The 15,007-nt window shown below is 63.6% G+C and carries 10 protein-coding genes and 1 pseudogene; 7 read left to right on the top strand and 4 right to left on the bottom strand.

Translation table 11 applies throughout. The annotated features are described in order from the left end of the window. Positions 1-20: 20 nt before the first annotated feature. The 3 genes from BLT75_RS06880 to BLT75_RS06870 form a co-directional block, all read right to left on the bottom strand. Entirely contained in the window at positions 21-2,066 is a 2,046-nt protein-coding gene (locus BLT75_RS06880) for an ASKHA domain-containing protein (RefSeq protein ID WP_093029161.1), read from the bottom strand. 150 nt (positions 2,067-2,216) lie between these two features. Continuing rightward, positions 2,217-2,651, bottom strand: coding sequence for a hypothetical protein (locus BLT75_RS06875; RefSeq protein ID WP_093029159.1), 435 nt, complete (start codon positions 2,649-2,651; stop codon positions 2,217-2,219). A 145-nt stretch (positions 2,652-2,796) separates the two neighbouring features. Next, complete coding sequence (locus tag BLT75_RS06870) at positions 2,797-3,945, bottom strand: CaiB/BaiF CoA transferase family protein (protein WP_093029157.1); 1,149 nt, start codon at positions 3,943-3,945, stop codon at positions 2,797-2,799. Between the two features lie 173 nt (positions 3,946-4,118). Here BLT75_RS06870 and guaB point away from each other — a divergent pair, with 173 nt between their 5' ends. From guaB to BLT75_RS06850, 4 genes and pseudogenes are all read left to right on the top strand, one after another. Beyond that, positions 4,119-5,567 (top strand): IMP dehydrogenase, encoded by a 1,449-nt coding sequence (gene guaB, locus BLT75_RS06865; RefSeq protein WP_093029155.1) that lies wholly within the window; start codon positions 4,119-4,121, stop codon positions 5,565-5,567. Continuing rightward, positions 5,567-6,352, top strand: coding sequence for an MBL fold metallo-hydrolase (locus BLT75_RS06860; RefSeq protein ID WP_093029153.1), 786 nt, complete (start codon positions 5,567-5,569; stop codon positions 6,350-6,352). Before guaB ends, BLT75_RS06860 begins: the two co-directional genes overlap by 1 nt. Positions 6,353-6,355: 3 nt before the next feature. Then, positions 6,356-7,525 (top strand): RsmB/NOP family class I SAM-dependent RNA methyltransferase, encoded by a 1,170-nt coding sequence (locus BLT75_RS06855; RefSeq protein WP_093029151.1) that lies wholly within the window; start codon positions 6,356-6,358, stop codon positions 7,523-7,525. A gap of 109 nt (positions 7,526-7,634) precedes the next feature. Beyond that, positions 7,635-9,940: pseudogene (locus BLT75_RS06850) on the top strand (two-component system sensor histidine kinase NtrB). Between the two features lie 107 nt (positions 9,941-10,047). Here the strand turns inward: BLT75_RS06850 and BLT75_RS06845 are convergent. Next, on the bottom strand, positions 10,048-10,641 hold the full coding sequence (locus BLT75_RS06845) for a sulfotransferase family 2 domain-containing protein (protein WP_093029149.1): 594 nt from the start codon (positions 10,639-10,641) through the stop codon (positions 10,048-10,050). A gap of 191 nt (positions 10,642-10,832) precedes the next feature. Between BLT75_RS06845 and recA the strand changes: the two genes are divergently transcribed. From recA to BLT75_RS06830, 3 genes are all read left to right on the top strand, one after another. After that, positions 10,833-11,894: a recombinase RecA gene (gene recA / locus BLT75_RS06840; RefSeq protein ID WP_093029147.1), complete on the top strand. Its 1,062-nt coding sequence runs from the start codon at positions 10,833-10,835 to the stop codon at positions 11,892-11,894. A 148-nt stretch (positions 11,895-12,042) separates the two neighbouring features. Further along, on the top strand, positions 12,043-14,715 hold the full coding sequence (alaS, locus tag BLT75_RS06835; protein ID WP_093029145.1) for an alanine--tRNA ligase: 2,673 nt from the start codon (positions 12,043-12,045) through the stop codon (positions 14,713-14,715). 4 nt (positions 14,716-14,719) lie between these two features. Continuing rightward, positions 14,720-15,007 (top strand): DUF1330 domain-containing protein, encoded by a 288-nt coding sequence (locus BLT75_RS06830; RefSeq protein ID WP_093029143.1) that lies wholly within the window; start codon positions 14,720-14,722, stop codon positions 15,005-15,007.

Here is a 15,007-nt window from a genome sequence, read left to right as displayed (position 1 = left end):
CGCCTCCCTTTCGGGAGGCATCATGCCCTGCGGCGGCGGCGGCGGCCAGACCCGTCGTCGTCGCCGCCACCGGTGTTGAAGGACACCTTGGGCAGGGTGACGACCGAGTAGAGGTCCGGGAACGGGTCGGTCTTGTGCGGGATCGCGTTGGCGGCCACAAAATGATCCTGGAACTTGGGTTCGATCGCGGTTTCAACCTTGGTGATCTCGCGCACGACCCGCTCGATCTCGGCGCGGGCGCCGATGTTGGACAGGGCGATGCGGGCGCCGGTGCCTGCGGCGTTTCCGGCGCTCGTGACCTTGTCGAGCGGCGCATCGGGGATCATGCCCAGAACCATCGCGTGCTTGGTCGAGATATGGGCGCCAAAGGCTCCAGCCAGCACGATCCGGTCAACCCGGTCGACGCCCATCTCGTCCATCAACAGCCGCGCACCGGCATAGAGCGCCGATTTCGCCAACTGGATGGCGCGGATGTCGCCCTGGGTCACGGTGATGCGCGGACCGCCGGTTTCCGAAGCGTCGTGCAGCAGATAGGAATGGGTGCGCCCCTCGGGCACGCAGCGGGCTGTGCCGGTCTGCTCGGCCGAGCCGATCAGGCCGCTTTCATCGAGAAGCCCTGCCATGCGCATCTCGGCCACCGCCTCGATGATGCCCGAACCGCAGATGCCGGTGATGCCGGTGGTGGCGATGTCGGTCTCGAACCCGTCCTCGTCGGACCATTTGTCCGAGCCGATGACGCGGAAGCGCGGCTCCTTGGTGACGGGGTCGATTTCGATCCGCTCGATGGCTCCGGGGGCGGCGCGCTGGCCCGAGCTGATCTGCGCGCCCTCAAAGGCTGGGCCGGTTGGCGATGAGCAGGCCAGAACCCGGGTGACATTGCCCAGCAGGATCTCGGCATTGGTGCCCACGTCGACGATCAGCACCAGGTCTTCGGACTTGCCGGGTTCCTCGGAAAGCGCGACGGCGGCGCAGTCGGCGCCGACATGGCCGGCGATGCAGGGCAGGATATAGACCTGGGCGCGCGGGTTCATGGCGTCGAGCCCCATCTCGCGGGCGGGCAGCGACAGGCTGTCCGAGGTGGCCAGCGCAAAGGGCGCCTGGCCCAGTTCAACCGGGTCGAGGCCCAGCAGCAGGTGGTGCATCACCGGGTTGCAGACGAACACGGTTTCCACGATCTGGCGCGGCTCGATACCACCCTCGGCGGCGATCGAGCGGGTGAGGTCGTTGATCGCGTCGCGCACCGCTGCCGTCATCTCGCGGTCGCCGCCGGGGTTCATCATCGAATAGCTGACCCGGCTCATCAGATCCTCGCCAAAGCGGATCTGGGGGTTCATCAGGCCGCTGGAGGCCTTCACATCGCCGTTGCGCAGGTCGCACAGATGCGCGGCGATGGTGGTGGAGCCGAGGTCGATCGCAAGGCCGTAGATCCGTTCCTCGGAATAGCCGGGCCAGATTTCGATGATCCGGTGGCTGGTGTCATTGTGCCCCTTGTGCAGGGCGACGGTGACCTTCCAGGCGCCCTTGCGCAGGGTGGGTTGCAGTTTCGCCAGCAGCGACAGGTCGGCGGTCACCTCGCCAATGCCCCATTGCGCCTTGAGCGCACGTTGCAGGCGTTCGAGATCGCCGGTCGGCTCGTGCATGTCGGGCTCTTCGACCGCGACGTAAAAGAGATGCGTGGCCGGGTCCATGGTGATGGTGCGGTTGGTCGCTGCCTTGCGCACCACCTGGCGGTGGACCTGGCTTTCGGGCGGTACGTCGATCACCACGTCACCCTGCACGGTGGCCTGGCAGCCAAGGCGGCGGCCTTCCTTCAGGCCGCGCTTGTCCTGATAGCGCTGTTCGACCGCGTTCCATTCGCTGAGCGCGCCGTCGCGCACGGTGACGCCATGCTTGGGAAATTCACCGTAAGACGGGGTGATCTGGCATTTCGAGCAGATGCCGCGGCCGCCGCAAACCGAATCGAGATCGACGCCCAACTGCCGGGCGGCCGTCAGGATCGGGGTGCCGACGGGAAAATGCCCGCGCTTGCCCGAGGGGGTGAATACGACGAGGGGATCGCTGCTCATGACTTGTTGCCTTCCGGAGTACCGATTGTGCGCGACAATATTGTGTTTTGCGCCAGCGAAAAGGCGGCGGGCGGCATTTTCCTGTCCGGGGGCGGCATCTGGGTGAAAAAGATGCGACCTGAATGCGGGTTTTACCGATGTCCGGTGCCGCTATGCCACCGTCTCTGCCAGGAACAGCCGGGCATCGTCCAGCGTCGCGCAGACCCGGGCGCTTACGCGGCCGCCGAAGCGGGACAGGGTGTTTCTTTCCCAATCGGCCACCCATGCGGTGTCCTGGCCCGTGTCGGGCAGGGGCGGGATGAGCACGAATTTGCGCAGCGGCGAATCGAGGATAGCGGCGCGGAATTCCTCGCCGCTGACCCATTCGTAGTCCCGGTCCGAAAGCGCATAGGGCGATGTCGAGACATCGGCGACCCAATGCTCGACCCGGTTCGTGCGCACCCAGGCCAGGGCTGTCAGGACCGCGTCCCTGACCCGCGTGCCTTCATCATATTCGCTGAGCCATTTGAGGTAAATCGCTTGAAGCTCGGGCTGCCAGGTGACCCTGACCAGCCCCTCGGCGTGGTGAACGACACGTTCGGCCATCCTGTACGCTCCTCTAGTGGGGAGTTTCAGACTACCCGGTTTTGACAGGATTCCCAAACGCCGCGTCACATGGCGGGGTCCGGCTGGGCTTCGGGTATCGGGACAGGATGTCTCGTCAAGCTGCCAAAGGCTGTTTTCTGACGCCCTATGACTTCTCGAGCCATGCGAGGATTGCGGCGCGGTCTTCGTCCAGCGCGGGCGCGGGGGCGCGGGTGACGGGATCGGGCAAGGCCGACATCTTGATCGGATTGCCAGCGGCCACATAGGCCGGTGCGCCGTCGCGGCCCAGGATGTCGACCACCATGTTGCGGGCGTTGATCTGGGGATCCTCCAGCACTTCGGCCACGTTCTGGATCGGACCTGTGGGCACGCCTGCACGGGTGAGCAGGTCGATCCAGTAGGCCTTGGGCCGGTCGAGCGTCACCGACTCGATCAGCCGTTTCAGGAGACGCGCGTTCTGGCAGCGCGCCGGGTTGGTGGCAAAGCGCGGGTCATCCGCCAGCGGCAGTTGCAGCGCATCGCAGAGCTTGCCGAACAGCGCGTCATTTCCGGCGGCGATCACGAACAGCCCGTCCTCGGCATGGAAGGTTTCGAACGGGGTGATCGACGGATGGCGCGCGCCCGAGGGGCGCGGCGGCTCGCCGGTCACGGTGGTGATGGCGATGGCGTGTTCCAGCAGCGCCAACTGGCTGTCCAGCATGGAAATGTCTATCTTTTGCCCGGCGCCGCCGCGTTGCACCACCAGCAATGCGGCCAGCACGCCCTGCGCCAGGAACATGCCCGCGACGATATCCCCGATCGAGGCGCCGACGCGCACCGGTTCGCGATCGCGCTCGCCGGTGATCGACATCACCCCGCCGCGCGCCTGCACCACCATGTCATAGGCGGGGCGCTCGGCCTCGGGGCCGGTGTGGCCAAAGCCCGAGACCGCGCCGTAGATCAGCCTGGGATACCGGGCATGCAGCGCCTCCCAGCCATAGCCCAGCCGCTCCATCACGCCGGGGCGGTAGTTTTCCAGCAGAATGTCGGCGCGGTCGAGGAGCCGTTCGAATATGGCGCGGTCCCCGGCGGACTTGAGGTCGAGCGCGATGCTCTCCTTGCCATGATTGATCGCGGCGAAATAGGCGCTCTCGCGGCCCTTGAACGGTGGAAAGGAACGGGTGTCGTCGCCGGTGCCGGGGCGTTCGACCTTGATCACCCGCGCGCCCAGATCGGCGAGTGTCATGCTGGCGTAGGGTCCGGCCAGCACATGGGTCAGGTCGAGGATGAGAGTGCCATCTAGGGGGCCGGGCATGGGCTGCTCCTTTGCTGTTCGCGCGGAAACAGGGATAACGAGGACTGATGACAGCGCCTTGACACAGATCAGTCCGGGCAGGGGGCAGGGTTTTCTTGCCGCAGGCCCTTTCCCCTTGCCGGCAACTGTGCCATAGGGTCACCGCCAAACGGGATTATGCATGGGGACCGCATATGCAGATTCGTGAGGCTCTCACCTTTGACGACGTTCTTCTGGTTCCGGCGGCCTCGTCGGTGCTGCCGTCCACGGCCGACACCAAGACGCGCGTGACGCGCGAGATCAAGCTGAACATTCCGCTACTCAGCTCGGCCATGGATACGGTGACCGAGGCGCGCATGGCGATTGCCATGGCACAGGCCGGCGGCATGGGGGTGATCCACAAGAACCTCGGGATCGAGGAACAGGCGCGCGAGGTGCGCCGGGTCAAGCGGTTCGAAAGCGGCATCGTCTATAATCCGGTCACCCTGAAGCCGGACCAGACCATCGCGGATGCGCGGGAACTGGTCGAGCGCTACAATTTCACCGGCTTCCCGGTGGTGGACGGCAAGGGCCACATTGTCGGCATCGTCACCAACCGCGACATGCGATTCGCCACCAGCGACGACATGCCGGTGAGCGCTGTCATGACCTCGACGGACCTTGCTATGCTGGCCGAGCCAGCCGATCTGGACGAGGCCAAGAGCCTGATGCGGGCGCGCCGGATCGAAAAGCTGCTGGTGCATGACGGCAAGGGGCGGCTGACCGGCCTGCTGACGCTCAAGGACACCGAACAGGCGGTGCTGAACCCCACTGCCTGCAAGGACGAGTTGGGCCGTCTGCGGGTGGCGGCGGCCAGTTCGGTGGGTGACAGCGGCTTTGCCCGCTCCGAGGCGCTGATCGACGCGGGCGTCGATATCGTGGTGGTCGATACCGCGCATGGCCATTCGGCAGGCGTGATCGAGGCGGTCCGGCGCATCAAGGCGCAGTCGAACGCGGTGCAGGTGATCGCGGGCAACGTGGCCACCGCCGAGGCGACAAAGGCGTTGATCGACGCGGGCGCGGATGCGGTCAAGGTGGGCATCGGGCCGGGTTCGATCTGTACCACAAGGATGGTGGCAGGCGTGGGCGTGCCGCAACTGACCGCGATCATGGATTGCGCCCAGGCGGCGGGCGATGTGCCGGTGATCGCCGATGGCGGCATCAAGTTTTCGGGCGATTTCGCCAAGGCGATTGCGGCGGGGGCGTCCTGCGCCATGGTCGGTTCGATGATCGCGGGCACCGATGAAAGCCCGGGAGAAGTCATTCTGTATCAAGGCCGTAGCTTCAAGAGTTATCGTGGAATGGGGTCGCTTGGCGCGATGGCGCGTGGCTCGGCGGACCGCTATTTCCAGAAAGACGCGGCCAGCGACAAGCTGGTGCCCGAAGGGATCGAGGGGCAGGTGCCCTATAAAGGGTCGGCAAGTGCCGTGATCCACCAACTGGTGGGCGGCCTGCGCGCGGCGATGGGCTATACCGGCTGCGCCACCGTCGAGGAAATGCGTCACAACTGCCAGTTCGTGAAGATCACCGGTGCGGGCCTGAAGGAAAGCCACGTGCACGACGTGCAGATCACCCGCGAAAGCCCGAACTACCGGGTCGGCTGATGGCAGCGGGCGAGACATTCCGGGCCGGGCCGTGGCAGGTCACCTGCCTGGTCGACGGTGGGCTGACCTTTGGCGCAGAGGTGTTTCCCGAAGTGCCCGCAGCGCGCCAGGCCGAATTGCTGGCCCGGGCCGGGCTGGCCGGTGCCGAGACCGAGTTCAACGCCTATGTGCTGCGGCATGACGACGGCCGGGTCTGGCTGGTCGATACCGGGTGCGGTGCGGCTTTCGGCCCGGCGGGCGGGCACATGCCGGCGCGGCTGGCCGAGATGGGAATTGCGCCCGGTGACGTCAGCCGAGTCATCTTCACTCATCTGCACGGCGATCACTGCGGCGGCGCACTGGTCGACTGCCAACCTGTCTATGCCGCCGCCGAAGTGGTGCTGCATGCGCGCGAGGCGGCGCATTGGCGCGGCACCGAGGGCCTGGGCGGGCAGGTGCTGGCGGCCTGTGGCGACAGCTTGCGCTGCGTCGGGGAGGACGAGGATCTGGGCGATGGGATCGTGGTCTGGGCGCTGCCGGGACATACGCCGGGCCATATGGGGCTGCGGATCGGCGAGGGGCTGGTCCTGGCTGGCGACATCGTCCATTCCGAGGCGCTGCAACTGCCGGATCCGCGGAACGCCACGAAATACGACGTGGACGGGTCCCAGGCGCTTGCCAGCCGCCATGCAGCGCTGGCCGAGATCGCTGACAAGGGACTGGTCTGGGCGGGCAGCCACATGATCGGCGCCAAATTCGCGCGTCTGGAGCGTTCCGGCGACGGATACGCCAAGCTGAACCTCTGACAGATGACCCCAGCCGCCCGCATTCAGGCCGCCATCGAGATTCTCGACGATATCCTTGGCGGCAGACCGGCCGAACAGGCGCTGACCTCCTGGGCGCGGCGCTCGCGCTATGCCGGGTCAAAGGACCGGGCGGCGATCCGTGATCATGTGTTCGATGCTCTGCGCGCCCGGCGGTCTCTGGCCGCGCGCGGCGGGGCTGTGACCGGGCGTGGTCTGATGATCGGGCTGCTCCGGGCGCAGGGACAGGAGATTTCTTCCTTTTTCACCGGCGACAGGCATGCGCCCGATGCCTTGAGCGAAGCCGAGCAGGCAGCTGGTCGGAACCCGGAGCCGGGCGCGGAAGCTTCGGACATTCCTGATTGGCTTTGGCCCGAGTTCACTGCCAGCCTGGGCGAGAGTGCCGAAGCAGCCGGGCGGATCATGCAAAGGCGCGCACCGCTGCATTTGCGCGCCAACCTGCTGAAAACGGACAGGCAGACTGCCATATCCCTGCTGGCGGAAGACGGTGTCGTCGCCCAGCCGCATCCCGCCTGCGCGACAGCGATGGAAGTTGTCGAGGGCGCCCGGAAGGTGGCGCAAACCCGTGCGTATCAGCAGGGAATGGTCGAACTGCAGGATGCTGCAAGCCAGGCTATCGCCGAGCGGGTGCCGCTGCGGTCCGGGTTGCGGGTGCTTGACTTCTGCGCCGGCGGCGGTGGCAAGACGCTGGCCCTAGCGGCCAGGGTGCGGGGCGAGATCCTGGCCCACGATGCTGCGCCCCAAAGGATGCGCGACCTGCCGGCGCGCGCAACACGGGCCGGCGCGCAGGTACGGCTCGTCGCGACTGACGTGGTCGAGCGCGAGGCGCCCTTCGATCTGATCCTGGCGGACGTGCCATGTTCCGGCAGTGGCTCATGGCGTCGCGCGCCTGACGGAAAATGGCTGCTGACTCCCGAACGCCTGCTGGAACTGACCCGAATTCAGTCCGCAATACTTCGGACGGTTTCCGGGCTGGTCGCAACCGGAGGGCAAGTCGCTTATGCCACCTGTTCGATGCTTCGGGTCGAAAACAACAACATTGTCGAGCAGTTTCTGTCGGAGAATCCGGGCTGGAAACAGGACGATCGGGCACAATGGACGGTTCTGGACGGAACGGATGGATTCTTTCTGTCGGTATTGACGAGAGTCGCCTAGCGATACTATCAACTTAAGGTAGAAATCGGCATCAACTTGGCCCATGTTAAACCGGGCTTAACACTGGTGCGTGACAAACCCGAGTAACCTCGTTTCCGGGAGCCGACCTGTGACCGAATTCACCGCCTCATCTTCGTTACCGCCCGATGAGCGACGCAGATTTGGTTTACGCGTCACGATCGTGCTGCTGGTTGCCGTTTCGGCATTCTGTGCGGCGGTATTCCTCAATGTATCCGACTTTGGTTACAGGGCACTGCTCGCCGCCGGAGCGTCCTCGCTGATCGCGGCGGGATTTATGTTTGTCAGAACATGGAACGGTGCGGGAGCGACCGGCCGGATGCGCGACCTTCTGGCCGGGTTCATCGAAAAGGATTCGACGCCAAGCTTCGTGGCGGATGACGACGGGATCATTCTGGCGCGCAACAATGCCGCATCAATCAGGTTTTCGGGGGCCGCAGATCTTACCCTCGCGGCGACTTTGCGGTCCATTTTCGGCAACCCTTCTGCGGTCTTGTTTCGCTTGCAGAGCCGCGCGCGACTGGAGGGCAATGCGCGCGAGGATGTGGTGACGCGCCGGGGGCATATCCGGCTGTCGGTCCACTCCGTCGGCGAGGACTGTTTTCTTTGGCGGGTCGAAGACATTACCGACAGGGCGGGGATCAACTCGCGCGCCGACAGCCTGCCGTTGCCGATGCTGACGATCGGGAGGTCGGGGGCCGTGCTGTTCATGAACGAGGCTGCAAGAGAACTCGTCGGTCACGGGTGAAATCGCTGGATCGCCTTTTCCTGCAACTGCCGTTTCGGCCCAATGAGATCACCCATGTCTCGACTGCCGCTGGAGTGGTGCCGGTTCTGGTCGTGGAACTATCCGCAAGTCCGGGGCGGCAGGAACTGTTTCTGATTCCGGTCTCGGGAGAATTCGGCCAGGGCCAAAGCCCCGATTTCGCGACACTTCCCGTAGCCTTGATGCGCCTGTCGGCCAGCGGCCAGATTCAGGAAGTGAACCGCATGGCGCAGGAACTTCTGGGCGGGCCGGTGGCCGCCGACACGACGCTGGACCAGTTGATGCTGGGACTTGGCCGGCCGATTCCGGATTGGTTGAAAGAGGCGGTCGACGCCAAGACGGCGCCGCGTTCCGAGTTTCTGCGACTTGTCAGTCGTGATCGGGAAGTTTTCGTCCAGGTCACGCTTTGCCCGGTCCTGCAGGGCGGCCAGATTGGTCTTGTCGCGGTCCTGAATGACGCGACAGAGTTGAAAACACTTGAGGCTCAGTTCGTCCAGAGCCAGAAGATGCAGGCAGTGGGGCAGCTTGCCGGCGGTGTCGCACATGATTTCAACAACTTGCTGACAGCGATTTCGGGACACTGCGACCTGTTGCTGTTGCGTCATGACCAGGGAGACCCGGAGTATGGAGATCTGGTCCAGATCCATCAGAATGCGAATCGTGCCGCGGCCCTTGTCGGGCAATTGCTGGCCTTTTCCCGCAAACAGACGCTCCGCCCCGAGATTCTGGACCTGCGCGACACTCTTTCGGATCTGATCCATCTCCTGAACCGACTGGTCGGCGAGAAGGTGACGTTGACACTCAGCCACGACCCGGTTCTCAAAGCGGTCCGCGCTGACAAGAGGCAATTGGAACAGGTGCTGATGAACCTTGTCGTGAATGCCCGTGACGCGATGCCGAAAGGGGGAGAGATCCGCATCGAGACCGAAGTGGTGAGCCTGCAGGAACCATTGGAGCGCGATCGTGCGACAATTCCAGTCGGGGAATACGTCACAGTCAGAGTCCGCGACGAAGGAGTCGGGATCGAACCGGACAGGCTGCAAAAGATATTCGAGCCGTTCTACACCACGAAACGTACGGGTGAGGGAACCGGGCTGGGCCTTTCCACTGTCTATGGCATCGTCAAGCAGACCGGCGGGTTCATTTTTGTCGACAGTGTTCCAGGCAAAGGATCAGAGTTCACCGTCTACTTGCCCGCCTTTCATGGTCGTGATGCCGAGAGCGCGCAAATGCCGGCAGCCGAGGAGGTGCCCACCAGCAAGCATGGCGAAGGCGTTGTCCTGCTGGTCGAAGATGAAGCACCGGTGCGCGCCTTTGCGTCGCGGGCGCTGCGGCTCCGGGGGTACACGGTTCTGGAGGCCGATTCGGCAGAGGACGCGTTGCGTCTTCTGGAAGATCCGGATCTGACCGTCGATGTCTTTGTGACCGACGTGGTCATGCCCGGCCTTGACGGGCCCACATGGGTGCGACAGGCGTTGACTGCGCGACCGCAAGTGCGGGTGGTTTTCGTTTCCGGGTATTCGGAGGGCGCTTTTGGCGAGGCCGACGCAGATATACCCAACTCGGTGTTTCTGCCAAAACCGTTTTCTCTAAACCAGTTGACCGAGACAGTACATCGGCAGTTGCACTAAGGCGGTTTCGGACAGCCCCACATCGCAAATGCAACGCTGCGCTCCGTGCTCGCGTGACGTTGGCGATATTTTTTGCTTCGGGCAGTACCGAAATACTCCCGAATAGATCACCGTGCGCTGGTGTGCAGGTCAAATTCGTCGGCGAACTTCCGGCGAAACCGCTCGGCAATGTCCGGATCAAGGTCAAGAGACATCGCGGGCGAGACGTTTTCGCGCGGCAGGTCGATCTTGGTGTCCAGGCGGGATTGGAGGAAATCGAGAAGGGCCGGCTGATTCTCGTATTTGAAAAGATAACTCGCCTTGCAGCCGTCCGGGCGCGGGGTCAGAAACCTCGCCTGGCTACCGACATCGGCATAGGGTGGTCTTTTGCCCTGCAGGTAGGCCGTCACGAATTCGTCAAAGCTGATGCCGGCGGTGGAATTCGGTTTTCCCGCCATGAAAGGTCGCTGGCGGTAACGGTACCAACTGCCTAGCCAGTCGACCGGTTCGCGTACTACGGCCAGGATGTCCATCTCGATGCCGAACATCTTGGAAAAGATCGGCCGAAAGAACCGGTCGTAGCGATAGATGGGCGCATGTTTCAATTCGGGCGGGTCCGATACCACGATGTCGGCACGTGTGCGTAAGGCCGATTGAAAAGCGGTGGTACCCGTTTTGGGAACCGACAGGAAAACGAGGCGTTCCTTAAAGAAAACAAGCATTTACAATCCAGCTTCTAGCGCCCGGAAACGCAAATTTCATACGTAAATCATTCTTTAACACAAATCGAAAAAACTTGGACAGGAAAGATTTTATTTGTAATGTTCTTGCTTTGGCCCCATAAGGAACAAGGCGAGAACAAAGCAGCGATTGCCGCCCGTGACGGCGTGTGACAAAAGAGAGGTACGGGAAAGTGGCGGATCTACTGACGATGAGCAGCAAACAAAACGCAGACAAGCAGAAGGCGCTGGACAGCGCCCTGGCACAGATCGAACGGCAGTTCGGCAAGGGTTCGATCATGAAACTGGGGGGGGACAACCCGATCCAGGAAATCGAGGCCAGTTCCACCGGTTCGCTGGGGCTCGACATTGCGCTCGGCATCGGCGGTTTGCCAATGGGGCGGATCGTGGAAATCTATGGCCCCGAAAGCTCGGGCAAGACCACGCTGACCCTGCATTGCATTGCCGAACAGCAGAAGCGCGGCGGAGTCTGCGCCTTTGTCGATGCCGAACACGCACTGGATCCGCTGTATGCCCGAAAGCTTGGGGTCGATCTGGACGAGTTGTTGATCAGCCAGCCAGACACCGGCGAACAGGCGCTGGAGATTACTGACACGCTGGTACGGTCGGGGGCCGTTAACATGGTGGTGGTCGATTCCGTTGCCGCGCTGACCCCGAAATCGGAACTTGAAGGCGATATGGGCGATTCGAGTGTCGGCGTTCAGGCGCGCCTGATGAGTCAGGCAATGCGCAAGCTCACCGCCTCGATCAGCCGTTCGCGCTGCATGGTCATCTTCATCAACCAGATCCGCATGAAGATCGGCGTGATGTTCGGCAGCCCCGAAACCACCTCGGGTGGCAATGCGCTGAAGTTCTACAGTTCGGTGCGCCTGGACATTCGCCGGATCAGTTCCATCAAGGATCGTGACGAGATCGTCGGCAATTCGACCCGGGTCAAGGTGGTGAAGAACAAGGTGGCGCCGCCCTTCAAGCAGGTGGAATTCGACATCATGTTCGGTGAAGGCATTTCGAAGACCGGCGAACTGCTGGATCTGGGGGTCAAAGCGGGCGTTGTCGAAAAGTCCGGTAGCTGGTTCTCTTACGGCGATGAGCGCATCGGGCAGGGCCGTGAGAATGCCAAGTCCTTTCTCAAGGAGAACAGCAGGATCGCGCTAGAGATCGAAGACAAGATCCGCGCGTCGCACGGGCTGGAGTTCGATATGGGTTCAAGCGACGACGACATCCTTGAAGCTTGAAGCCTCGGCAAGTTGCCGGCGGACGTGACGGACGGGAAGCGGCCTTGCGGGCCGCTTTCTTCGTTCTGGCAACGGTGGCTGTGGACAGTAAGGCAGGCTGCCGCTAAACCAGCGCAGACCCAGTCGATTTCGCGCCGAGAGAGCCAGAATGCCCACGCTGAACGATATCCGATCCACGTTTTTGAACTATTTTGCCAAACAGGGACACGAGGTAGTGCCGTCGAGTCCGCTGGTGCCGCGCAACGACCCGACGCTGATGTTCACCAACTCGGGCATGGTCCAGTTCAAGAACTGCTTCACCGGCGTTGAAAAGCGCGATTATGTCCGCGCCACCACCGCGCAGAAATGTGTTCGCGCCGGCGGCAAGCACAATGACCTCGATAACGTGGGGTACACGGCGCGGCATCACACGTTCTTCGAGATGCTGGGCAATTTCTCCTTCGGGGATTACTTCAAGTCCGAGGCGATCCCCTTTGCCTGGGAACTGATCACCCGCGATTTCGACATCCCCAGGGATCGGCTTTATACCACGGTGTTCCACACCGATGACGAGGCGTTCGAGATCTGGAAGAAGGTCGGTGTGCCCGAGGACCGGATCATCCGCATCGCCACCTCGGACAATTTCTGGCAGATGGGGCCGACCGGCCCCTGCGGCCCCTGCACCGAGATCTTCTATGACCATGGCGACCATATCTGGGGCGGTCCTCCGGGCAGCCCGGAAGAGGATGGCGACCGGTTCATCGAGATCTGGAACATCGTCTTCATGCAGAACGAGAAGTTCGAGGACGGCTCGATGGTCGATCTCGACATGCAGTCGATCGACACCGGCATGGGGCTGGAGCGGATCGGCGCGCTGCTCCAGGGCAGCCACGACAATTACGACACCGACCTGTTCAAGGCGCTGATCGAGGCTTCGGCCGATGCGACCAGCGTCGATCCCTATGGCGACCAGAACGTGCATCACCGGGTGATCGCGGATCACCTGCGTTCGACCTCGTTCCTGATCGCAGATGGGGTGATGCCGTCGAACGACGGGCGCGGCTATGTGCTGCGGCGGATCATGCGGCGGGCGATGCGACATGCGCATCTGTTGGGGGCCAAGGATCCTGTGATGCACCGGCTGGTACGTACGCTGGTCGGCCAGATGGGCGCGGCCTATCCGGAACTGGGCCGGGCGCAGGCGCTGATCGAGGAGACGCTCTTGCTGGAGGAAACCCGGTTCAAGCAGACGCTGGATCGCGGGTTGAAGCTGCTGGATGACGAGTTGGGCGCACTGCCAGAGGGCGCACCGCTGCCGGGCGAGGCGGCGTTCAAGCTCTATGATACTTACGGTTTCCCGCTGGACCTGACGCAGGACGCGCTGCGCGAAAAGGGCCGCAAGGTCGATACCGACGGGTTCGATGCGGCGATGGCCGAGCAGAAGGCCAAGGCGCGCGCCGCCTGGGCGGGCTCGGGCGAGGCTGCGGACAATACGGTCTGGTTCGACGTGCTGGACCAGGCCGGCGCTACCGATTTCCTGGGCTATGACACCGAAAAGGCCGAAGGTCAGGTGCTGGCGCTGGTGGTTGACGGTGCCCGGGCAGACAAGATCGCCGAGGGCGGCAGCGGCTGGGTAGTGACCAACCAGACCCCTTTCTATGGCGAGGCGGGCGGCCAGGTGGGTGATACCGGCGTGATCCGTCGGCTGGAAAACCGCGATCACGTGGCCCTCGTCGAGGACACCCGCAAATTCGCGGATGGCAAGGTCTATGCCCATAAGGTGACGATGGAGCGTGGCACGCTGGCCAAGGGCGATGCGGTCGAGCTGGAGGTGGATCATGCCCGTCGCAGCGCGATCCGCGCCAACCACTCGGCCACGCACCTGTTGCACGAGGCGCTGCGCGAGGCCCTGGGCGACCACGTGGCGCAACGCGGCTCGCTGAACGCCGCCGACCGGCTTCGGTTCGACTTCAGCCATGCCAAGGCGCTGAGCGAGGCGGAACTGGTTCAGGTCGGCACCGAGGTGAACCGGTTCATCCGGCAGAATTCGAAGGTCGAGACCCGGATCATGACCCCCGACGATGCCCGCGCCATCGGGGCGCAGGCGCTGTTTGGCGAGAAATATGGCGACGAGGTGCGGGTGGTGTCGATGGGCCGGGCCGAGACCGGCAAGGGCACCGATGGCAAGACCTGGTCGATCGAGCTGTGCGGCGGCACCCATGTGGCGCAGACCGGTGACATCGGCATGTTCGTGATCCTGGGCGACAGCGCGTCGAGCGCCGGGGTGCGCCGGATCGAGGCGCTGACCGGGCAGGCGGCATTCGAGCACCTGTCGCAGGAGGTCGCGCGCCTGTCCGCAGTGACCGCGATGCTCAAGGCACAGCCTGCCGAGGTGGCCGAGCGCGTGCGCGCGCTGATGGACGAGCGCAAGGCGTTGCAGAACGAGGTGGCCCAGCTGCGCCGCGATCTGGCCATGGCCGGCGGGTCCGGGCAGGGCGCCGCGGCCGAGGCCCGCGAGGTGGGCGGTGTGCCTTTCCTGGCGCAGGTGCTGTCGGGCGTGTCGGGCAAAGACCTGCCGGCGCTGATCGACGAACACAAGAGCCGCATGGGTTCGGGCGCGGTACTGCTGATTGCCGATACCGGGGGCAAGGCGGCGGTTGCGGCTGGTGTGACCGAGGATCTGACTGGCCGTGTTTCCGCGGTGGATCTGGTCAAGGCGGCGGTCGTGGCCCTTGGCGGCAAGGGTGGCGGTGGCCGCCCCGACATGGCGCAGGGCGGTGGTCAGGACGCAGGCAATGCAGATGCTGCGATCAAGGCCGCTGAACAGGTTCTGGGAGGATAAGACAATGGGCGCACTCTGGATTGCACATGTGACGGTGACCGACGCCGAGGCTTATGGCAAATATGCCCAGCTGGCCGGTCCCGCCATCGCCAAGCATGGTGGCACCTTCATCGCTCGGGGCGGTCGTTTCGTGCAACTCGAAGGCAAGGAGCGGCCCCGCAACGTGGTTGCGCGCTTTCCCAGCGTCGAGGCGGCGGTCGATTGTTACAACTCGCCTGAATACCAGGAAGCGCTGAGCCATGCGCGCGGCGCCTCGGAACGCGAATTGATGGTGGTCGAGACCAGCGAATGA

Source organism: Ruegeria marina (assembly GCF_900101475.1).
GTDB lineage: Bacteria > Pseudomonadota > Alphaproteobacteria > Rhodobacterales > Rhodobacteraceae > Ruegeria_B > Ruegeria_B marina.
This window is presented reverse-complemented; position numbering and strand designations above follow the sequence as displayed.

Bases quoted from the DNA above. Each gene is read 5' to 3' on its own strand.
- BLT75_RS06830 (WP_093029143.1), top strand. From the start codon at position 14,720: ATGGGCGCACTCTGGATTGCACATGTGACGGTGACCGACGCCGAGGCT.
- BLT75_RS06845 (WP_093029149.1), bottom strand. From the start codon at position 10,641: ATGCTTGTTTTCTTTAAGGAACGCCTCGTTTTCCTGTCGGTTCCCAAA.
- BLT75_RS06855 (WP_093029151.1), top strand. From the start codon at position 6,356: ATGACCCCAGCCGCCCGCATTCAGGCCGCCATCGAGATTCTCGACGAT.
- BLT75_RS06880 (WP_093029161.1), bottom strand. From the start codon at position 2,066: ATGAGCAGCGATCCCCTCGTCGTATTCACCCCCTCGGGCAAGCGCGGG.
- alaS (WP_093029145.1), top strand. From the start codon at position 12,043: ATGCCCACGCTGAACGATATCCGATCCACGTTTTTGAACTATTTTGCC.
- BLT75_RS06860 (WP_093029153.1), top strand. From the start codon at position 5,567: ATGGCAGCGGGCGAGACATTCCGGGCCGGGCCGTGGCAGGTCACCTGC.
- BLT75_RS06875 (WP_093029159.1), bottom strand. From the start codon at position 2,651: ATGGCCGAACGTGTCGTTCACCACGCCGAGGGGCTGGTCAGGGTCACC.
- BLT75_RS06870 (WP_093029157.1), bottom strand. From the start codon at position 3,945: ATGCCCGGCCCCCTAGATGGCACTCTCATCCTCGACCTGACCCATGTG.
- guaB (WP_093029155.1), top strand. From the start codon at position 4,119: ATGCAGATTCGTGAGGCTCTCACCTTTGACGACGTTCTTCTGGTTCCG.